This is a genomic window from Mesobacillus sp. S13, assembly GCF_020422885.1.
GTDB lineage: Bacteria > Bacillota > Bacilli > Bacillales > Cytobacillaceae > Mesobacillus > Mesobacillus selenatarsenatis_A.
The window spans coordinates 3,458,362-3,480,391 of record NZ_CP084622.1; the positions used below are offsets into that span (position 1 = coordinate 3,458,362).

General features: G+C 43.5%; 18 protein-coding genes and 1 other annotated feature. Of the genes, 4 read left to right on the top strand and 14 right to left on the bottom strand.

Translation table 11 applies throughout. From position 1 onward, the window contains the following. Window positions 1–13: 13 nt before the first annotated feature. The 7 genes from LGO15_RS17755 to LGO15_RS17785 all read right to left on the bottom strand — a co-directional run bounded on the left by LGO15_RS17755 (window position 14) and on the right by LGO15_RS17785 (window position 7,205). Window positions 14–775 (bottom strand): prepilin peptidase, encoded by a 762-nt coding sequence (locus LGO15_RS17755; RefSeq protein WP_226085439.1) that lies wholly within the window; start codon window positions 773–775, stop codon window positions 14–16. Then, complete coding sequence (locus tag LGO15_RS17760; RefSeq protein ID WP_226085440.1) at window positions 775–1,191, bottom strand: prepilin-type N-terminal cleavage/methylation domain-containing protein; 417 nt, start codon at window positions 1,189–1,191, stop codon at window positions 775–777. Before LGO15_RS17760 ends, LGO15_RS17755 begins: the two co-directional genes overlap by 1 nt. A gap of 124 nt (window positions 1,192–1,315) precedes the next feature. Next, on the bottom strand, window positions 1,316–2,521 hold the full coding sequence (locus LGO15_RS17765; RefSeq protein WP_167832806.1) for a type II secretion system F family protein: 1,206 nt from the start codon (window positions 2,519–2,521) through the stop codon (window positions 1,316–1,318). Between the two features lies 1 nt (window position 2,522). After that, complete coding sequence (locus LGO15_RS17770) at window positions 2,523–3,563, bottom strand: type IV pilus twitching motility protein PilT (RefSeq protein ID WP_167832805.1); 1,041 nt, start codon at window positions 3,561–3,563, stop codon at window positions 2,523–2,525. 13 nt (window positions 3,564–3,576) lie between these two features. Further along, on the bottom strand, window positions 3,577–5,241 hold the full coding sequence (locus LGO15_RS17775; RefSeq protein ID WP_167832804.1) for a GspE/PulE family protein: 1,665 nt from the start codon (window positions 5,239–5,241) through the stop codon (window positions 3,577–3,579). 24 nt (window positions 5,242–5,265) lie between these two features. Beyond that, window positions 5,266–6,621 carry a VanW family protein gene (locus LGO15_RS17780; protein WP_167832803.1) on the bottom strand — a complete coding sequence of 452 codons (1,356 nt, stop codon included), beginning with the start codon at window positions 6,619–6,621 and terminating at the stop codon, window positions 5,266–5,268. A gap of 35 nt (window positions 6,622–6,656) precedes the next feature. After that, complete coding sequence (locus tag LGO15_RS17785; protein ID WP_167832802.1) at window positions 6,657–7,205, bottom strand: hypothetical protein; 549 nt, start codon at window positions 7,203–7,205, stop codon at window positions 6,657–6,659. Between the two features lie 144 nt (window positions 7,206–7,349). On the opposite strand from LGO15_RS17785, the gene LGO15_RS17790 reads away from it, so the two are divergent. Genes LGO15_RS17790 through LGO15_RS17800 form a run of 3 tightly spaced genes read left to right on the top strand, consistent with a single transcriptional unit; the run spans window position 7,350 to window position 9,174 of the window. Next, entirely contained in the window at window positions 7,350–7,766 is a 417-nt protein-coding gene (locus LGO15_RS17790) for a type IV pilus modification PilV family protein (protein ID WP_167832801.1), read from the top strand. 4 nt (window positions 7,767–7,770) lie between these two features. Further along, window positions 7,771–8,199 carry a PilW family protein gene (locus LGO15_RS17795; RefSeq protein ID WP_167832800.1) on the top strand — a complete coding sequence of 143 codons (429 nt, stop codon included), beginning with the start codon at window positions 7,771–7,773 and terminating at the stop codon, window positions 8,197–8,199. A 15-nt stretch (window positions 8,200–8,214) separates the two neighbouring features. Continuing rightward, entirely contained in the window at window positions 8,215–9,174 is a 960-nt protein-coding gene (locus tag LGO15_RS17800; RefSeq protein WP_167832799.1) for a hypothetical protein, read from the top strand. Window positions 9,175–9,201: 27 nt separating this feature from the next. On the opposite strand, the gene LGO15_RS17805 is transcribed toward LGO15_RS17800, so the two are convergent. From LGO15_RS17805 to LGO15_RS17815, 3 genes are all read right to left on the bottom strand, one after another. Beyond that, entirely contained in the window at window positions 9,202–10,917 is a 1,716-nt protein-coding gene (locus tag LGO15_RS17805) for a sensor domain-containing diguanylate cyclase (RefSeq protein WP_167832798.1), read from the bottom strand. 84 nt (window positions 10,918–11,001) lie between these two features. Then, window positions 11,002–12,315, bottom strand: a complete 1,314-nt coding sequence (locus LGO15_RS17810; protein ID WP_167832797.1) for a bifunctional folylpolyglutamate synthase/dihydrofolate synthase — start codon at window positions 12,313–12,315, stop codon at window positions 11,002–11,004. A gap of 63 nt (window positions 12,316–12,378) precedes the next feature. Continuing rightward, on the bottom strand, window positions 12,379–15,021 hold the full coding sequence (locus LGO15_RS17815; RefSeq protein ID WP_226085441.1) for a valine--tRNA ligase: 2,643 nt from the start codon (window positions 15,019–15,021) through the stop codon (window positions 12,379–12,381). A 237-nt stretch (window positions 15,022–15,258) separates the two neighbouring features. Continuing rightward, window positions 15,259–15,503, bottom strand: a binding site (T-box leader). Between the two features lie 179 nt (window positions 15,504–15,682). Here LGO15_RS17815 and LGO15_RS17820 point away from each other — a divergent pair. Continuing rightward, the gene (locus LGO15_RS17820) at window positions 15,683–15,877 is read left to right on the top strand and encodes a hypothetical protein (protein ID WP_167832796.1); all 195 of its coding nucleotides are present in this window, start codon (window positions 15,683–15,685) and stop codon (window positions 15,875–15,877) included. Between the two features lie 18 nt (window positions 15,878–15,895). Here LGO15_RS17820 and ysxE read toward each other — a convergent pair whose 3' ends face one another. The 4 genes from ysxE to hemB form a co-directional block, all read right to left on the bottom strand. Continuing rightward, window positions 15,896–16,933 carry a spore coat protein YsxE gene (ysxE, locus tag LGO15_RS17825; RefSeq protein WP_167832795.1) on the bottom strand — a complete coding sequence of 346 codons (1,038 nt, stop codon included), beginning with the start codon at window positions 16,931–16,933 and terminating at the stop codon, window positions 15,896–15,898. Between the two features lie 313 nt (window positions 16,934–17,246). Further along, window positions 17,247–18,404, bottom strand: coding sequence for a stage VI sporulation protein D (gene spoVID / locus LGO15_RS17830; RefSeq protein ID WP_167832794.1), 1,158 nt, complete (start codon window positions 18,402–18,404; stop codon window positions 17,247–17,249). A gap of 1,283 nt (window positions 18,405–19,687) precedes the next feature. Continuing rightward, on the bottom strand, window positions 19,688–20,980 hold the full coding sequence (gene hemL, locus LGO15_RS17835) for a glutamate-1-semialdehyde 2,1-aminomutase (protein ID WP_167832793.1): 1,293 nt from the start codon (window positions 20,978–20,980) through the stop codon (window positions 19,688–19,690). A gap of 69 nt (window positions 20,981–21,049) precedes the next feature. Continuing rightward, window positions 21,050–22,030: a porphobilinogen synthase gene (gene hemB, locus LGO15_RS17840; RefSeq protein ID WP_167832792.1), complete on the bottom strand. Its 981-nt coding sequence runs from the start codon at window positions 22,028–22,030 to the stop codon at window positions 21,050–21,052.

A 22,030-nucleotide genomic window follows, 5' to 3' on the forward strand; every position in this document is an offset into this window, starting at 1 on the left:
GAAACTCCTTTGTTTAAAAACCAAAGTTTAATAGATTAAGATACCACTGGATAATCTGCGCTCCAAAAAAATAGGCAGTCAATGTACCAAGCGCGATAAACGGGCCAAATGGGATAGGCTGCTTTTTTTTGACAAAACCAAGAAGCATAGCAATGATGCCAAAAAATGCGCCAAAAAAAGTGGCGAAAAAGAAGGATAGCAACATCGTCTTTAAACCGACGACAAAACCAATCAAGGCAAAAAGCTTAATGTCACCGCCGCCCATACCACCTCTGCTTGCAAAGGCAATCATTAAGAGGAGAGAGAATCCCGCTCCTGCACCGGCAAAGGAATCCCACCAGGGAGCAAGAGGAATAATAATGCGTTCAATAATGAAAATCCCTGAGAACACAAGAAGCACCTTATCCGGGATGATCATGTACTCCAAATCGGAAACAGTGATAATGATGAATAAAGAGATTAAAGTTAAAGCAATGATTAGCTCGCCGTTCCAGCCAATCATCCAGGCAGCGCCGGCAAAAAGAACACCAGTCAATAACTCAAACAGCGGATAAACAAGAGAAATGCCGACCTTGCACCGGCGGCATTTCCCCCTTTGAAACATATATGACAATACTGGAATCAATTCAAGAGCAGTCAACTGATGCCCACAGTTCGGACAGGATGACCGAGGTGCTACGATTGATTTTCCTTCCGGCACTCTGAGGCCTACTACGTTGTAGAAGGAACCTAGGATGAGGCCAAATATAAAAAAAATTATAATAAAAATGTTCATCACTTATAAGCTAGTAGCTCGCTTTCACTTGCAACATCTTTCCCTGCTCCTGATGTATCTTTATCAACTAATGCTACAGAAGCATGTTCAGTTAGTGCATAACTATATTTACCATTAGAATCTCTTGTGATTTTAACTGTAAAATCTCCCTCAACATTATCAACATATGGAGCTAGTGCAGTTTCATCTACATCAACAGAAGTAGCAGGTGCTTTTTCAGCAACATAAAGTTTAGCCGCACTAATTATCTGTAAACCTTCACTAACAGTAGCTTTTTTATCAGTGCTACTAATAATATTCCCAATACTCGGAATCGCAATCGCCGCAATAATCCCCAAAATTACAATTACAGCCAATAGTTCAATCAGTGTCAAACCTCTTTGATCTTTCATTTTTTTCTTTAATGCTTTAAACATATTTACCTCTCCTTTTAGTTAATTTTACCTACGACTAAAGAAATATGTAACTATCAATATTATAATGGATAGATTGGTAATTTCATATAATTTTTTAGTAGAATTTGTCTATTTTTCGCAAGTTTTAATTTACATGGTTGAATATGTCGAACATTGGCACCATGATAGACGTGACGATAGTTCCAACAAGGCCTGCGAGTACGACGATCATAATTGGTTCAATCAATGATTTTAGCTGATCGGTGCTAGTTTCCACTTCTTTTTCATAGAATTCAGCAACTTTCCCAAGCATACCGTCAAGGGAACCTGTTTCTTCCCCGATGGAAATCATCTGTGTGACGAGCGGCGGAAAGGCCCAGTGCTGTTTCATCGGTCCTGTCATCGATTGCCCTACTTCCAGCGCATCTCTTGATTCGCGTACCACACGCGAAATCACTTCATTTTCAACAACATTTTCAACAATAGATAAAGCTTGAAGTATCGGTACCGAGCTCGTGAAAAGAGAACTCAGTGTTCTCGTCATCCTCGCCAGTACAGCCTTCTGCATCATCTTTCCGAATAGCGGCATTCTTAGCATTGCATAATCGAGATAATACTTGGTCTTCTTGTTTTTGTTCATTGCAATGATGAGAACCACAATACTTAATGCGAAAAGGATGATCAGCCACCAGAATTCCTGCATGAATTCACTTGCACCGAGTACGAATCTTGTGATGGCAGGCAATTCCCCGCCAAAGTCAGAGAACATATCCACAAAGGTCGGTACAACAGAAACCAATAAGAAAATGACGACACCAATTGCGATGAATGCAATTACAGCTGGATATGTTAAAGCGGCCACTACTTTCTGCCGGGTATTATGCTGTTTTTCATAATGATCTGCAAGGCGTTCCAGTGCTTCGTCCATATTACCGCCCGCTTCTCCAGCCTTGATCATGTTGATATACATTGCTGAGAAGATCTTCCCGTGCTTGGCAGAAGCCTGGGATAACTGGTTCCCTTCCCGGAGCTCCGCTTCTATATCCAGCAATGTTTTTCTCAGTGCTTTACTGTCGGTCTGGTTCGCCAGTATTTTCGTCGATTCAACAACTGACACACCTGCTTTTAAAAGGGTCGCAAACTGCCTGAGATATATCACCAAATGCTGAAGCTTGACGGGATTGCCAATCGAAATATCCTTTGTCAACAGTGTTTCAGGAACCTCAACAATTTCAGTCGTCCTGATTCCCTCTTCTCGCAGCCTTTCAAGTGCTTCACGTTTAGAGCCTGCTGTAATTGTGCCTGAACGTTTTTTTGTCCGGTCACGGCCGGAATATTTGAATCTTGCCATGTTACACCAACTTCTCTAGTAAATATGGTTCAGCAGATTCTCTCGAGATAATACCTTGCTGAACCAGCTCTTTAATACTCATCTCAAGTGTATGCATGCCAAAAGCCTTTGAAGTTTGCATAATGCTCATGATTTGGTGGATTTTTTCATTGCGGATCAGATTGGCAACAGCCGCGTTATTAATAAGAATTTCAGTTGCTCCTCGGCGGCTTTTCTTGTCAACAGTCGGAAACAGGCGCTGGGAAATAACAGCCACCAGTACTGAAGCCAACTGGATGCGAATTTGCGCTTGCTGGCCTGCAGGAAAGACATCAATGATACGATTGATGGTCGCAGGCGCACTTGATGTATGCAAGGTTCCGAGCACAAGGTGTCCTGTTTCAGCAGCGGTAATCGCTGTCTGAATCGTATCTAGATCCCTCAATTCCCCAACAAGGATCACATCAGGGTCCTGTCTGAGTGCCGCTCGTAGTCCGTTTGCAAAGTTATTTGTATCAAATCCTACTTCACGCTGGTCGATGATACTGTTTCCATGCTTGTGCAGATATTCAATCGGATCCTCAAGGGTGACGATGTGCTTGCGCATATTCTTATTCATATACTGGATCAAAGCGGCAAGTGTTGTTGATTTTCCACTTCCTGTAGGCCCGGTAACAAGCACGAGTCCCTGCGGTTTTTCGGCAATACGCTTAAGAACCGAAGGCAGTTCAAGTTCCTCAAGAGTAGGAATGGTTGTTGGGACTACACGTGCTGCTAGCGAGACGCATCCCCTCTGGTGATAGGCATTTACCCTGAATCTGGAGATTCCTGGTATTCCATAAGAGAAATCCAGTTCACCCTTTGACTTAAATTGATCCCAAAGTTTTTCAGGAATAATCGCCCTGGCCATGCCCTCTGTATCTTCAGGTAATATGACCTCTGTGCCATATCTTTTCAGTTCCCCATGGACTCTTAAAATCGGTGGCACACCGACAGTGATATGAATGTCGGAAGCCTTAAGTTCGAAACCGGAACTAAGCAAATGTTCTATTTTTTCTCTCATCCCATTTCCCCGCTTACTCTGTAATAGCTACCCTCAATACTTCCTCAGTCGATGTCAAGCCCTGTTTTACCTTCAACAAGCCATCATCGATCAGGAAGATTGTTTTATTTTTTATCGCTATATCCTTTAAAACAGACACTGGTTCTTCGTTCATGATCGCTTTCCGAAGATCTTCATCGATTGTCAGCACTTCATGAATAGCGATCCTGCCTCGATATCCTGTCATATTGCATGAAGAACAGCCTTTGCCTGTCCAGACTGTTTCAATCTGGATCCCTCTTTTTGAAAAAATATCAATTTCCCGTTTGGTTGGCGTTTGGGCTTCTGCACAGTCACGGCACACCTTTCTTACAAGTCGCTGGGCAACGACACCGCTCAATGATGAAGCAACAAGAAACGGTTCAACCCCCATATCAATCATCCTCGTAACCGAGCTTAGCGCATCATTTGTGTGAATCGTGCTTAAAACCAGATGCCCTGTCAAGGATGCCCTGACTGAAACCTCCACCGTCTCCTTGTCACGAATTTCCCCGACCATGATGATATCGGGATCCTGACGAAGAATGGAGCGAAGCCCTGCAGCGAATGTCATTCCGACATTCTGGTTTACCTGAATCTGGTTGATACCTTCAAGCTGGTACTCAACCGGATCCTCGATAGTGATTACATTTACTTCCTCACTATTCAGCTTGTTAAGCGCCGCATAAAGGGTAGACGATTTCCCTGATCCTGTCGGGCCTGTTATCAGTACAATTCCATTAGGCTTGGAAATCATATCCATGAACCTTGAAAGATTGTGCTTATTGAATCCAAGCTTCTCAATATCATTCAGCGTACTGCCCATATCGAGAATACGCATTACCACCTTTTCTCCATAAACAGTTGGGAGTGTTGATACACGGAGATCGACTGGATGGAAGTCTATATTCACCTTGATCCTGCCATCTTGTGGAATTCTATTCTCTGTGATATCAAGATTAGCCATGATTTTGACCCGAGCAATCAGGACATTTTGCATATGCTTAGGCAGTACTCTCTCAGTCCTAAGAATGCCATCTATCCGGTATCGAATGACAACCTTTGTCTCTTGAGGGTCAATATGAATATCGCTGGCCTTGCTCGTTGTCGCATTTGAGAGAAGCTGGTTGACCAGCCTGATGATTGGTGAATCTACCTCATTCACTTTTTCTTCTTTTACAGCTTCTTTAGTCAAATTATTCGCACTTAAAAGTTCTTCAAAGCCTTCGTTGCTATCATAATACTTATTGATCGCCCTCAGAATATCATCTTTGGTGGCGATGGCTGTTTCAATATGAAAGCCTGTTGACAGCCGAAGGTCATCTACCGTGAAAAAGTCCATCGGATCCGCCATTGCAACGAATAGCTTGTCCCCTTCCTTTTTCAGCGGAATGACCAGGCGCCTTTTAGCAATTTCTTTCGGTATTAGAGTGAAGAGCTTTGTATCGAATGGATACCGAAATAGACTGATGTGCGGGATGCCGAGCTGGAACTCAAGAACCTCTATCAGTTGCTGTTCGGTAATAAACCCTCTCTGGAGGAGCACATCTCCAAGCTTTTGCCCTTCTGATTTTTCGGCAAGGGCACTTTGCAGCTGCTCTTCTGTGATGATCTCCGTTTCAACCAATAGATCACCAAGCCGCTTTCTTGTTTGTCTCATCTATCATCGCTCCCGGTTAAAAGATTACTTAGGCTGTTCGTCCGGCTTTCCCCAGAGGCTGCCATCATCATCATTCTCATTGGCGATTCCATCCTGACCTGATGTTCCATCACTGCTATTTTCGGTAGAATTATTGTTATTCCCAGTCTGTTCAACCGGAACTGAAGGCGGTAAAGTTTGAACTGCATTCGGTTCAGTCACAGTTCCATCATTAGTACCAGTAGCAGGTGGAGTTTGCTGAACGGCCGGCGCGATTGGATAAATTTCAACCCTGTGTACTGGTGTATAAAAATCTTCAGAAATGAATTCAGTTTCTAACAGTTCCCCTTTTCGCCCATGAATTTCACGGGAAACTGTAATGAGAAAACCTGGCTTTCCTTCACTCTCAACTGATTTTTGGCCAGTCTTGAGCAATGGGGAGTATTGCTTTATAGTTCTTGGTTTGAACTCCTGTTTATTCGATGTCTTAACAGTATATTCATATAACAGCGGTGCCCCAGTTATTGTTACCAGTAATTCCTCGTTGTCTATACTAAGTTCAAGGGTGTAGGATGTTTTGTTAGGATTATAGAATTTAAGGTCAAGATTCTTGGAGAGATCAACCTTTGATTCGAAGCCAAGCTCGATATTAACTGCTAATTCTGAGCTAATATGTCTTTCTCCGATTGTAAAATTCGTTGATAGTAACGCTTTATATAAAGCGGATGCTATTTGACTATACGCGTAGGAAGACGTCTCGCTCAGGTTATTTTCCCTGGCATAGTTTGCTAATGAAAAATGAGACTCAGGAGCAATTTCCATCTTTTGAATCGCTTCTGCCAGCTCTTTAATCTCACTGTTTTTTTCAGGTAGTTTTAGAGATGATCTTGTAATCGTAACTGGCTTCTCTTCCGGAAGGTAATTTTCCAGACTGAAATCTGAGACAAGAATCAGACCTTTTCCTGCATTACTTAAATCATTAACCAGTCTTTCATCATCCAGTTGGCTTCTCACTGTCTCCGGTAATTCCAATGAACTTAAAGCCCCACCCTTCAATTCTACTAAAAGGTCATTTTGCACACCGTTTTGAGCAGCGGCAACCGATTCATCCAACAGGAAGACAAAATGCAATGGATCGATTGCATAGGTCTCACCTTTATATAGTAATTTGATTTGTGCTGCTTGAGCCCACTCATTTACTTTGGCTTCGATCAGAGCCTTTGCTTCTTCAGGTGTTTTATTTGATACGTCCACGTTTCCTATAGATGTTTTCTCTGAAAAAATCTGATTGCTGGATGCACGGGAGCCAAAAGCAGATGCTCCAAAATATGTAAAACTGAAAATAAAAATAGAAAAAACAGAAAGGATCAGCGAAAACTTAATAATATGCTGCTTTTTCATGAACATGTCCTCCCGGCAGTTAAGTTTAGTAGTTTCTATGAGTGGATGCTGGCATACGCCTTTTCTTTTTCAGTCTCAACCATCCAGTCTTCCAATTCCATATTTGGAGCTGGATGGACCCATTCCACTTGAGGTATATGCACGCCATTTCTTTCATCCAAGAAAGAAGTATCTTCGTCAAAAGAAGGTTGTAACTCGTTTAAAGTCTCATGATTTTTATTCTTGGCTGTAAGAACCTCAATCGCAGAAAGGTCTTTTTCACCAACAAAGTTACTCACCTTGCCGTAAAGGTCTAATGATTCATTGTCAACATTACTATGTAATCGCTCGTTTAACTTTACAGGTACTTTAGTAACAGATAACCGGCTTACTATTATATAACCCGCACTCATTCCAAGCAATACGATCACCAACAAGACTTGCCATAAACCAAAAAAGTTAACAGAAACTAGTCCAAAAGAACCAATAAGCACTGAACCTACTATTGCTATATTCTTCTCTTTCCTTGTCAGCCCCATAGAAACTGCATAAATCAAGATACCTGTTAAAACTATTGATATTAATAAAAATACCAGATTAGCCATTATTCCACCCCTTTTTTTCTAAAAAAACCTAAAAATTATACAATTATTTTATATTTACAACTGAAAATCTCAAAATATGACAATTTTCACTTTTTTATATTGTATAATAAAAGTAATAGATTTAGAAGATAGGGGAAGAAAGTATTGGGAAAAAAGTTGGATAACCAAGATGGTTTGACATTGCTTGAAGTTTTATTATCAATTGTCATACTGACCATTGTACTTACTTCATTTGCCGGTTTTTTCAGCCAGTCAGCATTATTCGTCAAAAAAAATGAAGAAAAGCTTTCTACATCACAGACTGCTCAGCAGGTTGTGAATTTGGTTGAAGTTAATGTCACAAAAAATATGCTATTAGCAAACCCTGAATGCGCTGATTTCCAATGTAACTTTGAGAAGAATGCCTTGGAATCCTTTTTAGGTCAAGCCATAAATAGTTCATATAAAATATCGGTTGATTTTACACCAAGTGTAGAAGATTTAGTCAATGTAAAAGTAGCAATTATTGACAATGATGATCCTGACAGCTCTTCAGAAACATTTACATATATAAGAAGGTGACCATATGAATAACGAAAAAGGATTGTCATTGGTAGAGCTTCTTGCAGCTATTGCTATACTATTCATAGTTTCAGGAATTATCTATGGAGTGTTTTTTACATTCAATAATAACTACGATCGTATTTCGCATAAAAACAGTATGGACCAGGCAGCGAATCTCATACTGACAACCATTAAGCAATACCACCAAAAAAATGAATCGTACTGGATCAAATATGATGCTTCTTCAAAGAAGTCATATATAGGGGTAACTACGGCAGATAATCTGGTGGGAGATACTGATTATTCAATGGATTTGAAGGTTGGATACCCAACACCAATAACAATAAGTAATACAAAGATTGATGCTAAACAACCTTTAACAATTCAATTATTATTAACAGACCAAAAAGGGCAGACATACGAAATTGAAACGACTGTAAAAAGATATTAAGGAGGATGATTAAATTTGGAAGTACGAAATGAAAAAGGTTATGCATTAGTACTTGTCTTAGTGATTATAACAATCACCTTCACCCTTGCCCTTTCAATGACTGGAATGGCCATGTCTGCTCGAAAGCAATTCAATAAGACAGACGAAATTAACAAAGCAACCGATCTTGCAGAGATGGGGGTGGCACATTACGAGACGCTTTTGGCTGGAATTGTTCTTGATTCTAATGCTGCAGCCGATGCAGCGATAGAAGTTACCGGAAACGGGAATGGGAACGGGAATGGGAACGGGAATGGGAAAAAGAACCGAAATGCACCAGAGTATGATTCCTATTTCTACACAAGCTTGCAAACAGCATTAAGCCAGACTGTTTATACTAACGTATCAAAAAATGTGGAAGGACTTAATGAATATAAGGTAACCCTCGTGTCATTATCGGCAATCAAGCCTGACAAAACGATTCTTGTGAATTTTAAAAGTGAAGGAAATACAGGCAAAGAAACAAAAGTATTAAGAAGTACAATTACTATTGGAAAGAATGGAATCTCCAAAGCCGGAGAAACTGCTCCTGAAAAAAGCACTTTTGATATTAAGGAAAATAATAGAATTGAATTAATTGGGCATAAGAGCACAAAAATATATCCAGGCTCTACTTATTTCGAAAGAGATCTCGATTTGAGAGGAAAAAACCATTTGACTGTAAAAGGAAATGCCTATTTTAAAGATAAAGTAGAACTCCGAGGTACTGATACTATATTAATTCATGGAGATGCAATCTTCTTTACAAAGATTGATAATCCTTATGTAAACGGTAATTCAGCATTATGTGTATATGGAAACACTTATTATATTGATAATAATAATAAGCTAGTTGAATACAATCCTTTCCCTTCTGGTAAAAACAAATCATGTCCTCGCCCTCAGGACGATGAATGGTACATCAACCCAGATGAAGGTGTAGAAGTACAATATTAAAAGGCTGACCCTCAGGGATCAGCCTTTTCACTTAACATATTCCGCAACCCTATTCCTACCCGATCGCTTCGCACCGACATATAATGCCCTATCTGCATGCCTGATCAATGCCAAAGAATCGTCCGCATCTTGCGGGGCGGTTGCCACTCCAATTGAGGCAGTAATGTTAACTAATAGTTGCTTTCCTTCTTCATCCATCGACTGCAGCAGTGTAAATGGCTCGTTGGCAATCATCAGCCTGATTTGTTCTGCGAGTTTAAGGGCGTCGCCTTTCATCATGTCAGGCAGGAGGATGACGAATTCTTCTCCTCCGTAGCGGGCAACGGTTCCAATGCCGCCGATTTTTTTCCTCAGTCGTTCTCCTAACTCTATTAAAATCTCATTTCCACTTTGGTGTCCGTATGTATCGTTGACGGATTTGAAGTGGTCGATGTCGAGCAGGATGAGTGATAAAAGGTCCCTGTGGCCAAATTGTAATTTTTCGAATTCGGCAGTCAGCATGTTTTCAAAATAGCGGTAATTATACAGTCCAGTCAACGCGCAGCGCTCACTGTATTCCTTTGTTTTTTCATGGTGCCTGGCGTTTTCCACGGCAATCGCAAAGTGGGAGCATAGTATGTCGATGATCATCAGCTGCGATTTTTCGAATGCCCTTTTCTTGTTTGCGGCAAGGACGAGGACACCGATCACCTGGTTGTTCCTGACGATTGGCACACCGAGAATGCTTTCAGCACCCGCTGGGATATAGCCTGAATTAATATGCTTCCATTGTTTTTTTGAATGGAAGAGTACAGGCTGTTTCTCAGCCCAGACAAGCCCGCTTATTCCCATGCCTTTTCCAAGAGGATCGGCAACTGGCTCCATCACTTCGCCGAACTCTACCTTATGAATCAGCTTTAGCTCTTTTTCATCCACTACATCCAAAATGTAGGCATAGTCAACTGGAAGCATCTCGATCACTTTTTGAACAAAGAGGTCAAGAACATCATCCGACTTCAGCCTCTCAGCCAGCTGGTGGCCAATCTCAGCGGCACTCTGTAAAAAATGGTTCACCTTTCCGCTCGAATAATAGAGACTGAGAATGATAGACAAACTGGCGAAAGGAATACCGACAAACAATAAGGAATAGAGCCCCATTTCACTTTGATATAGTTCATAAAGAATGAAGCCTACAGGGAATGTGATCAGAGTCGTAACGGTTTCCCAGATGAAATCTTTTCCGAAGTAAGGTCCCTTAATTTTTAGTACGACTGCTTGCAGCAAAATCAGGAATAAAGTATTCACTCCATAATTGCTAATGCCGTATACCGTTCCCAAAATGTAAGTATATGGATCATCAGTCAAATGGGCTCCATGTGTCCCTCCAAGGGCGTAAAAGATCAATCCACTCCCTAATGATACGGTAAAGAACATTAACGAATTCAGTGGGAACCTATAAGTATCAGACTTTTGGACACGTAGCCTCATTAACAAAATGAGCACAGAAATTTGCATCAAAACCATTTCCACAAAGATGCCGTATGTCAGGAATACTGCTAGCGACACCCATTGGATGAGGAAGATTGGCGTATTGTTGACGACCATTGGCATGGCAGCCACAACGGCCATCAATAAAAGGAAGGCAAAAACTTCCCATACAGGCAGATCACTTGGAGGCGGATAGACTTGATAAGTCACCCAGAGCCCAACCGGCACGATCAGCAGCCAGCTGAACCATATTGATTTTTTGATTATGGGAGTCATCTTTATCTATCCACCTCCTTCCTGGGTAAAAAGTCGCACTTTTTAAATAGTTTAGCAAACTTTTTGTTCAATGTCATAATTTTCTTATTTATTTTTCAACACGTTCATTATATAAGGCTTTGCCTCTGATAAAAAGTAAAGAGAGCCTGTGACAATCAGGATTTCATCTTTGGTCAAATCATTTATTTTCATAGAGAGAAAGTCTTGGTAATCATTTGCGATTCGTTTATTTCCATCGTTCCGTCCAACTTCCATTAAATCTTCCGCAGAAGCTGCACGAGGAAAGTCGAAGGTTGTAAAAGTAAGTTGGTCAGCAGCCTCTTCTAGACTTGCAATCATCTTGTCCAACTTTTTATCTTTCAGGGCTGCAAATAGGATACTAATCTTTTTATCGGCAAATCGAGATTTAATTTCACTTGCGAGCGCATTGATTCCTTCTTCATTATGAGCCCCATCGATCAGGACTAAAGGATCCTCACTTAAAACCTCAAGACGTCCAGGCCAGTAGGCTTGAATCAGCCCATCCCTGATATGCTCTTCTTCAATCATAAACGAATAGTAGCTTGCAAGAACCTGGCTGGCCATTACTGCACAGGCAGCATTGTCCACCTGATAGGAACCGATCATGGTGGTTTTCAGGTCCTGAATTTGGCCGAACATGCTTGAAAAAGTGAATTTTTCTCCACGCTCCAAAGATTCTCTTGAATCTGCGGTGAATTCATTACCCAGATGGTAGATAGGTGACTTGCCTTCCATAGCTTTACGTTTGATAACATCCAATGCTTCTGGCTGTTTCACTCCTGTTATGACGCTTACACCGTTCTTTATGATTCCTGCTTTTTCAAACGCTATTTGTTCATATGTATCTCCGAGAATCGCCGTGTGATCGAGGCCGATGCTGGTGATGATTGATAGCAGCGGGTGAATGACATTGGTCGAATCAAAACGCCCGCCGAGTCCCACTTCATAAATGACGACATCAACAGGAGACATCTTGGCAAAATAATAGATCGACATTGCGGTGATCACTTCAAATTCAGTCGGTCCGCCTAATTCCGTATGATCCAGCTCATCTGCAAGCGGCTTGATCACATTTGTCAGCTCAACCAATTCCTCGTCACTGATTGGGTGGCCGTTAATACTGATCCGCTCATTGAATTGTTCAAAATATGGCGAAGTAAACGTGCCGACCCTGAATCCTGCTGTCTGAAGGATCGAGCGCAGGAAGGTGACTGTCGAGCCTTTTCCGTTCGTGCCGCCAACATGGATGGTCTTGATCCTTCTTTCAGGATGCTCCAGCCTTTCAAGCATCCATTCCATTCTGGAAAGGCCTGGCTTCATTCCCAGACGCAGCCTTGCATGGATCCATTCAATTGCTTGCTCATATGTTTCAAACATATATAAACACCTCAATTCAAGATGAAGACGAACCAAAACGGTTCGTCTTCAGAGTTACTATTTTTAGTTTCTTAATTCATTGATGCGCGCTTCGACTGCTGCACGTTTTTCCAGATAGTCTTTTTCCTTCGCGCGTTCTTCATCGATGACTTTTTCAGGAGCTTTCTTGACGAAGCCTTCATTAGCCAGCTTCTTCTGGACACGTTCTACTTCTTTATCCAGCTTCTCTTTTTCTTTTTGAAGGCGGGCGATTTCTTCATCAATATTGATCAAGCCTTCAAGTGGCATGATGATTTCAAGTCCTGTAGCAACTGCTGTCATCGCTTTTTCAGGAGCGTTGACTTCAAGTCCGATTTCCAGGTTCTCTGGATTACAGAAACGAACGATATAGCCACGGTTACTTTCAAGCATGCTTAATGTCTTTTCATCCTTTGCCTTCAGGAACATATCTACCTTCTTGCTCAGAGGTGTGTTCACCTCAGAGCGAATATTCCTTACCGCACGGATGACTTCAACTAGTAGCTTCATATCATCTGCTGCTTCTTTATCAGTTAAAGCAGGGTCAACCTGCGGCCAGCTTGCAACCGTGATGGACTCCCCTTCATGAGGAAGGTTCTGCCAGATTTCTTCGGTAATGAATGGCATGAAGGGATGCAACAGGCGCATCGTGTTGTCTAGAACGTATGCAAGGATGGACCTTGTCGTCTTCTTGGCAGCTTCGTCTTCGCCGTAGAGCGGAAGCTTTGCCATCTCGATATACCAGTCACAGAAGTCATCCCAGATGAAGTTGTAAAGCGCTCGGCCAACCTCACCAAACTCATAACGGTCTGAAAGTCTTGTCACAGTCTCGATTGTTTCATTCAATCTTGTCAAAATCCACTTGTCAGCAACTGATTTCTCGCCGCTCAAATCGATTTCTTCATATTTAAGGCCATTCATATTCATCAACGCAAAACGGGATGCGTTCCAAATTTTATTCGCGAAGTTCCAAGTTGCTTCAACCTTTTCGGTGCTGTAGCGGAGATCCTGCCCCGGTGAGCTTCCTGTTGTCAGGAAGTAGCGGAGTGAGTCGGCGCCGTACTGGTCGATGACATCCATCGGATCAACACCGTTTCCTAGTGACTTACTCATCTTACGGCCATCTTCTGCACGAACGAGTCCGTGGATCAATACATCCTTGAATGGCCTCTGTTCTGTGAATTCTAGTCCCTGGAAAATCATCCTTGAAACCCAGAAGAAGATAATATCATAGCCTGTTACTAGGGCAGCTGTCGGGTAATAGCGCTTGTAATCAGCTGCTTCTTCATTCGGCCAGCCCATTGTCGAGAACGGCCATAGCGCTGAGCTGAACCATGTATCAAGAACGTCATTATCCTGTTCCCAGTTCTCAGGGTCTGCCGGCGGTTCATGATCAACGTATACCTCACCTGTTTCTTTATGGTACCAGGCAGGGATGCGGTGGCCCCACCATAGCTGACGGGAGATACACCAGTCGCGGATATTTTCCATCCAGCGCATATAGGTGTTTTCAAAACGCTCAGGGACAAAGTTGACCTTCTCTTCTTTACTCTGAAGAGCGACTGCTTCATCAGCAAGCGGCTGCATTTTTACGAACCATTGAGTGGATAGATAAGGCTCGACTACAGCACCGCTGCGCTCAGAGTGACCTACAGAGTGCATATGCTCTTCAATCTTGAACAATACGCCAGCTTCCTGAAGGTCCTTGACGATTTGCTTGCGGCACTCGAACCGGTCCATTCCCTGATACTTGCCGGCTTTAGCATTCATTGAGCCATCTTCGTTCATGACAAGAACTCTTTCTAGGTTATGGCGGTTGCCGATTTCAAAGTCATTAGGGTCATGTGCAGGAGTGATTTTAACGGCGCCTGATCCAAATTCCCTATCGACATAATCATCGCCTACAATCGGGATCTCACGGCCAACGATTGGCAGGGTGACAGTCTTGCCGATCAAATGCTTGTAGCGGTCATCTTCTGGATGGACAGCAACCGCTGTATCGCCAAGCATCGTTTCCGGTCTTGTCGTTGCGATTTCGATATGGCCGCTGCCATCTGCCAGAGGATATCTCATATGGTAAAAAGCACCCTGGACATCTTTATGGATAACCTCGATATCAGATAAAGCTGTTTTCGCTGCCGGATCCCAGTTGATGATGTATTCGCCGCGGTAGATCAGGCCTTTGCGGTATAAAGAAACGAAAACTTCTTTTACAGCCTTTGATAATCCCTCATCCAATGTGAAGCGCTCGCGGCTGTAATCAAGCCCTAATCCAAGCTTTGACCATTGTGTGCGGATATGTTGTGCGTATTCCTCTTTCCACTTCCAAGCTTCCTCAAGGAATTTTTCACGGCCCAGTTCGTAGCGATTGATGCCTTGGCTGCGCAGTTTTTCATCAACCTTTGCCTGTGTCGCGATGCCCGCATGGTCCATTCCTGGGAGCCATAATACGTCATATCCCTGCATGCGTTTCATTCGTGTCAGGATATCCTGAAGCGCTGTATCCCACGCATGGCCAAGATGCAGCTTTCCAGTTACGTTTGGCGGCGGGATGACGATTGTATAAGGCTTTTTCGTTTCATCGTCCTTCGCTTCGAAAAACTTACCTTTGATCCACCATTCATAACGTCCTTGCTCAATTGAAGACGGATCGTATTTAGTCGGCATAGACAAATACTCTTCCATCATTTTTCCTCCATTCAAATGCATTTTCTTGAAAAATATGACTGCTTAATAAAGACTGTTGATTTCCGTTCCAGCCGCTTCGCTTTCCGCGGGCTGGAGCTGAGCCTCCTCGTCGCAAGCTCCTGCGGGGTCTCACCTGTCCAGCTAATCCCGCAGGAGTCTACGCGGCTTCCACTACAATCAACAGAGATTAAAAAGAATGGCGATACATCCAGCCAAAATAAAAAACTCCATTCGCCATAAAAGGACGAATGGAGTTTGTTCGCGGTACCACCTTTTTTCCCAGCAACGGTAAAAACTGAGTTCTGCTGCTGGCTCAAATACGGATAACGGTTCTTCACCGTCGCCTGTTACTGAGAGAAATCCGTTCCCAGGCGATGCTCAAGGGCGACCTTCCATGGTTCCGGCTTAGAAGTCCTCCCAGCTAATGGACTCCCTCTCTTGAAGCTGGCTGCTCATGTACTCTTCCCTGTCAAAGCTTTGCTTTATTATGTGTTTTGTATACTAGATATACTACCCAAAAAAGTGGATTGACGTCAATCATCATTTCCTATTTTTTATTATTTTATACTTTTTGAACCTTAATGTGTGAGCAATAAGCACATTTTGGGCAAGTCACTCATAGAATGGAAAAAGGGATACCTGATTGTTTGGAGGGATGACGATGAAGAGACGAAGGTATAATCCTTATACACTCCCGAAGTGGGCGAGGACAGCACGGGCAGTATGCGCTCAGCTCATTATTCCTTTTTGTGTTTTCCAGGGAATACGCACCCTGTTTTTTCCGTCGACTTTTGATGTATTCTTGCTATCGATTTTCATCCTGATTGCACTGGCAATCAAATTCGAAATGATTTAAGGAGCCCTGGAGCATCTTTTAGCTCTGGGCTCCTTCTTGTTTTGCCTGCTCTTTTTGTTTCTCCATTTCGTCAATCTTGGTTACAACGTAGCCTGTATTGCTCAAAAGCCAATACTGCCGCTGCAGTTTTTGGACAAACTTCCTTTCATCCACTTCCACTTTTCGCTGATGGTACATTTCCGCAACACGGATAATGCCTGATGGAAAAGCTAGATAACTCATGAACAGCTGCATTTCATCCTCTCGGAATGGAAAGTATTTAAAATAGACATAAATCCAGTCTATGATTTCATCTCCATACTTTGGCTGGGTTTTCAGCGACCTTGCCAGGAAAGGAAGCAAATCCTGGATTGGCGAACCTTGCCTGGCCTTCTCAAAATTGATGAAATATCCGTAGCCCCTTTCATCGAACAGGAAATGTTCAGGAGATACCTTACCATGAAGCGTTACCGTCCTCGTTTTCTTTTGCTCCTTCGTCTTTTCATTCCATGACTCCAGTTTTTGCTTGGCGAACTGCATAGCCTGCCGGATCTGTATATAATACAGGCAGAATGTCAGTTCAAACGGTGACATATATACTCTATCCTCACAGCTTTCAAGGAATCCGTTGATGAATTCTTCTTCCTTTTCCCATTCTTTTAACGTCTTTTCATAATGCTCCTGCTTCACTTCTTCACTGATTTCCAGTTCCTTGACTGATAAAGTATGCATCCTCGCCAATTCCCTGAACAGCTGCTGGTGTCTTTGTGACTGGTCCTCCCTCGTCTCATTCGGTATCCACGGCATTAGATAGTACAGTGATTTATTATGCAAAACCGCATAACGTCCGTCATTTGCCGGGTAGACTGGAACAATCCTGTTATAGCCTTTTTGGTAAAGGTGCTGGATATGTTTGATAAAATCTGTTGATTCATGCGGGTGGATTTTCTTCAAAGCGTAAGTGCCTGAATTCGTATAGACCTTTTTCACTTTGCCAAAATCCTCTGCAAAATACGGATTAATAGGGTATTGTTTTAACACTGCCGATTCTTCTTTTAAAAAATTGCGATCATCCATCGGATCTCGCCTACTTTCTGGATTTCATATTTAGAAAGCGTAAGCGCCTTGGTCAGCCCCGACAAGCGCTGGAGGGCCGACCGGTGAAGTCTTTCTTTGACTTCATTGGGCGGACCGAAGTGACTCGAGGGGCTAGGCGCTGTAGCTGGACAATTCTCGAATTAACGATTATACCTTTTTATTCTCGAATAAATACAGCTGGGCAGGTGTCAGACACCTGCCCATGCTAAAAGCTATAGCAATCCCAGCCAGCAGCCAAGCCAGCCCTGACAACCAGCCTCCTTTTGGACAAGGCGTTGCTACTTATAAAATATTAATTATTATGAACCGCTACTCCAGGAACATATAGTACCTGGCCTTCATGAACTTCATGGTCGATGCTCAGATGATTGACCCGGAGAAGCTGCTGGACTGGCACATCATAGCGTTCGGAAATCGATTGAAGCGAGTCGCCTTGCTGAACAATGCAAACTCTTATTTTAGCAACCTCTGTTTCTTCTTCCTTACGCGCTAAAAATTCAGCAATGGAAATGCCTTGTTTCATATTCGGCTTCTTCTTTTTCAATACTGGGGAAGATGAGCTTTCAGGAGACTCTTCCACTTCGGCAGGCATACTTTCTGAGACTGGCTCTTCTGGTGCCTCCATCTCTACCTCCACTTCCTCTTCCTCAACCTCCATAACGGGCTCTTGCTCACCTCTGAAATCACTTAGAGCATATTCCAGCTCTGGTTCTCGTTGAGCCTGTTGTTCAGACTCCGAGGCGTCCTCTACGGCAGCAGTTTTCTTCGCTTCAGCCCTGAAAGGGGCATAAAGTTCTTCTTCATAGGTATCTTCTTCTTGTTGATTCAAAGTCTCATTTTGCTGGACAAACGAATAGGCTGGAGCTTCGGGGAAGTGTGCTTCCTCTCTTTCTTCCTGGCTATCATTTGCTGCACCTGCTTCTGTTTCAACTTCAACATCAACTTCTGCAGTAGCCTCCCTGTAGCTGACTTCCAGTTCTTGTGCCTCTTCACTATCTGCATCCTCTTCGGCTTCATGCTGCTGTTCGCCGTACAGGCCCGTGATGGCTAGGTCTGCATTCAGCTTCAGGCGGTCTGATTCTGGGAACTCATAATCAAATCCTTCTACTTGAATATCAATGTCATAAATGCTCTCGATCCGGTTTTTAGGAATTGTGATATCCACCGGGAAACGATGAAGGAACTCATAGACACCTTCTTCCCTCTCCATCACAGAATGCACATACTTAAGAGCTGCGATCTGATCATCAACCTCTTGCTGCTGTTCACGGCATGTATATTCCCCAGTCAACTCCAGCGATCCGCGAATGGATACGTATTGTTCATTTTCCTGGATGGTTATATTCGGATCGAGTGAAATCGAGACAAGCTCCGCGACTTCCTGTCCTCTTTGAAACCACACAGACTCTTCTAATGAAAATCGCAGGCACGATTGATTCCCCTGAGACAAAGCGACTCCTCCTTTCATTCCTTAAACGTAAAATCACTATGTCATTAACACTTTATGAGTCTGTATTTACTTTTATGATAATTTAGAACATAAAAAGGAGTTGTTAAGGGATGGTTCGTAGTGAAGCATGATTGAAGAAAATCAAGACCAGGGAGATATCCATGCGGAAAGGACGGTATCTTGTCCGAACCCAGAGCTACTTCGGACAAAGTTGAAAGAATACGACCTCGTTTTGTCCGAACCTGGAGCTGCTTCAGACAAAGTTAAGAGAATACGACCGTGTTTTGTCCGAACCTGGAGCTGCTTCAGACAAAGTTAAAAGAGAACGGCCGCGTTTTGTCCGAACCTGGAGCTACTTCGGACAAAGTTAAGAGAAAACGGCTGTGTTTTGTCCGAACCTGGAGCTACTTCAGACAAAGTTAAGAGAGAACGGCCGCGTTTTGTCCGAACCTGGAGCTACTTCAGACAAAGTTAAGAGAGAACCGCCGCGTTTTGTCCGAACCTGGAGCTGCTTCGGACAAAGTTAAGAGACACTGAACGCGTTTTGTCCGAACCTGGAGCTACTTCGGACAACGTTAAGAGAGAACGGCCGCGTTTTGTCCGAACCTGGAGCTACTTCGGACAAAGTTAAGAGACACCGAACGCGTTTTGTCCGAACCTGGAGCTACTTCGGACAAAGTTAAGAGAGAACGGCCGCGTTTTGTCCGAACCTGGAGCTACTTCGGACAAAGTTAAGAGACACCGAACGCGTTTTGTCCGAACCTGGAGCTACTTCGGACAAAGTTAAGAGAGAACGGCCGCGTTTTGTCCGAACCTGGAGCTACTTCAGACAAAATTATGAGAAGACGACCACGTTTTGTCCGAACCTGGAGCTACTTGATACAAAACTAAGAGACACCGGACGCGTTTTGTCCGAACCTGGAGCTGCTTCGGACAAAATTATGAGACACCGGACGCGTTTTGTCCGAACCTGGATCTACTTCAGACAAAGTTAAGAGAGAATGGCCGCGTTTTGTCCAAACCTGGAGCTACTTCGGACAAATTTAAGAGAGAACGGCCGCGTTCTGTCCGAACCTGGAGCTACTTCGGACAAAGTTAAGAGAATATGGCCGTGTTTTGTCTGAACCTAGGCCTACTTCGGACAAAGTTAAGAGAATACAGCTGAGTTTTGTCCAAACCTGGAGCTACTTCGGACAAAGTTAAGAGACTACGACCTCGTTTTGTCCGAACCCTATGCAGCCCACGCAAAAAAACACTCTCCAAAACGGAGAGTGTCAAATTGATTATTTATTCTGCAGCTTAGCGAATGCTTTTTCGGCTGCTTGTATGGTTTTTTCCAGGTCTTCGTCTGTGTGCGCTGTAGACAGGAATAATCCTTCGAACTGTGATGGCGGAAGGAATACTCCTTCGTTTGCCATTTCACGGTAGTAGGCTGCAAAGAACTCCAGGTTTGATTGTCTGGCCACGTCATAGTTGATGACATTTTCATTTGTGAAGAAGATGCCAATCATGGATCCAGCGCGGTTGATTGTGTGCGGAATCCCGTATTTCTCAGCTGCAGCCTTCAGGCCATTTTCAAGAATGTCAGCTTTGCGCTCAAACTCTTTGTATGACTCTGGAGTCAGCTGCTTCAATGTCTCGAGTCCAGCTGTCATCGCCAGCGGGTTGCCTGATAGTGTGCCAGCCTGGTAAATCGGACCGCTTGGAGCGATTTGCTCCATGATTTCTCTCTTGCCGCCGTATGCGCCAACCGGAAGCCCGCCGCCGATTACTTTTCCAAGGCAAGTGAGGTCAGGTGTTACATTATAATAGCCTTGTGCGCAGTTATATCCTACGCGGAAGCCTGTCATAACCTCATCAAAAATAAGTACTGTGCCATTCTGAGCGGTGATTTCACGCAAGCCTTCGAGGAAGCCTTCAACAGGAGGAACGACTCCCATATTCCCAGCTACTGGTTCAACGATCACACCAGCGATATCATCACCAAACTGTTCGAATGCGTAACGGACGCTTTCAAGATCATTGTAAGGTACTGTAATCGTGTTTTGGGCAACTCCCTCTGGAACACCCGGGCTGTCTGGCAAGCCTAGTGTAGCGACACCTGAGCCTGCTTTAATCAGCAATGAGTCTCCATGACCATGGTAACAGCCTTCAAATTTCAAGATTTTATTGCGACCTGTATATCCGCGTGCCAGTCGCAATGCACTCATTGTTGCCTCAGTGCCCGAAGATACCATCCTCACCATTTCGATTGACGGCACGCGATCAATGACTAGTTGCGCAAGCTCATTCTCGACAAGTGTCGGTGCTCCGAAGCTTGTCCCAAGCTCTGCCACTTTCTTGATTCCCTCAACAACCTTTTCGTTCGTGTGTCCAAGGATCAGCGGTCCCCAAGACAGTACATAGTCAATATACTCATTGCCATCGATGTCATAGATTTTTGAACCTTTTCCTTTTTCCATGAAGATAGGATCCATATCAACAGACTTGAATGCGCGAACCGGACTGTTAACTCCTCCCGGCAAAAGTTCTGTCGCTTCCTTAAAAGCTTGAATCGATTTTTCATATGAGCGCATACTATCCCTCATTTCCATTTAATAGACTCTGGCGTTTCGGTTCCGGTCGTTATAAAGACAGCTTTAATATTATTGCTCCTTAAGCCAGCGAGCTGCATCTTTTGCATGATAAGTGATGATCAAGTCTGATCCGGCACGCTTCATGCCTGTCAGCATTTCCATGACGATGCTTTTTTCATCGACCCAGCCGTTTTGTGCTGCTGCTTTGACCATTGAATACTCGCCGCTGACATTATAAATGACAACTGGCAGGTTAAAGTTATTTTTCACATCACGGACGATATCCAGGTATGGCATGCCCGGCTTGACAATCAGGAAGTCTGCACCTTCCATGACATCTGATTCAGCTTCCCGCATCGCTTCGGTACGGTTTGCCGGATCCATCTGGTAGGATTTACGGTCACCGAACTGCGGTGTGCTCTCAGCCGCTTCACGGAAAGGACCATAAAAGGCAGAAGAATATTTTACAGCGTAAGACATGATCGGAACATCATGGAATCCTGCTTCATCTAAAGCAAAACGAATCGCAGTAACAAAACCGTCCATCATATTGGACGGGGCGATGATATCTGCTCCGGCTTTTGCCTGGCTGACAGCCGTCTTTCCAAGAAGCTCAAGGGATGGATCGTTCAGAACTTTGCCATCCTCGATGACACCGCAGTGACCATGGCTTGTGTACTCACACAGGCATGTGTCAGCGATGACGACCATATCAGGAAAATCCTTTTTGATGACTCGGATTGCTTCCTGCAAGACTCCGTGGTCATGGTAAGCCTGGCAGCCTACTTCATCTTTTTCGTCAGGTACACCGAAAAGCAGCACAGATTTAATGCCTAATGAATCCACTTCTGTCATTTCTTCTTTTAAGTTATCAAGGGATAATTGATAGACTCCCGGCATTGAAGAAACTTCTTTTTTCACATTTTCTCCTTCAACGACAAAAAGCGGGTAGATCAAGTCTTCAGTGCGAAGATAGTTTTCACGTACAAGCGCGCGCATATTCGCTGTTTGGCGTAGACGGCGGTGACGGCTAAATTCAAGGTGTTTCAT

Bases quoted from the DNA above. Each gene is read 5' to 3' on its own strand.
- LGO15_RS17755 (WP_226085439.1), bottom strand. From the start codon at position 775: ATGAACATTTTTATTATAATTTTTTTTATATTTGGCCTCATCCTAGGT.
- LGO15_RS17760 (WP_226085440.1), bottom strand. From the start codon at position 1,191: ATGTTTAAAGCATTAAAGAAAAAAATGAAAGATCAAAGAGGTTTGACA.
- LGO15_RS17765 (WP_167832806.1), bottom strand. From the start codon at position 2,521: ATGGCAAGATTCAAATATTCCGGCCGTGACCGGACAAAAAAACGTTCA.
- LGO15_RS17770 (WP_167832805.1), bottom strand. From the start codon at position 3,563: ATGAGAGAAAAAATAGAACATTTGCTTAGTTCCGGTTTCGAACTTAAG.
- LGO15_RS17775 (WP_167832804.1), bottom strand. From the start codon at position 5,241: ATGAGACAAACAAGAAAGCGGCTTGGTGATCTATTGGTTGAAACGGAG.
- LGO15_RS17780 (WP_167832803.1), bottom strand. From the start codon at position 6,621: ATGAAAAAGCAGCATATTATTAAGTTTTCGCTGATCCTTTCTGTTTTT.
- LGO15_RS17785 (WP_167832802.1), bottom strand. From the start codon at position 7,205: ATGGCTAATCTGGTATTTTTATTAATATCAATAGTTTTAACAGGTATC.
- LGO15_RS17795 (WP_167832800.1), top strand. From the start codon at position 7,771: ATGAATAACGAAAAAGGATTGTCATTGGTAGAGCTTCTTGCAGCTATT.
- LGO15_RS17805 (WP_167832798.1), bottom strand. From the start codon at position 10,917: ATGACTCCCATAATCAAAAAATCAATATGGTTCAGCTGGCTGCTGATC.
- LGO15_RS17810 (WP_167832797.1), bottom strand. From the start codon at position 12,315: ATGTTTGAAACATATGAGCAAGCAATTGAATGGATCCATGCAAGGCTG.
- LGO15_RS17815 (WP_226085441.1), bottom strand. From the start codon at position 15,021: ATGATGGAAGAGTATTTGTCTATGCCGACTAAATACGATCCGTCTTCA.
- LGO15_RS17820 (WP_167832796.1), top strand. From the start codon at position 15,683: ATGAAGAGACGAAGGTATAATCCTTATACACTCCCGAAGTGGGCGAGG.
- ysxE (WP_167832795.1), bottom strand. From the start codon at position 16,933: ATGGATGATCGCAATTTTTTAAAAGAAGAATCGGCAGTGTTAAAACAA.
- hemL (WP_167832793.1), bottom strand. From the start codon at position 20,980: ATGCGCTCATATGAAAAATCGATTCAAGCTTTTAAGGAAGCGACAGAA.
- hemB (WP_167832792.1), bottom strand. From the start codon at position 22,030: ATGAAACACCTTGAATTTAGCCGTCACCGCCGTCTACGCCAAACAGCG.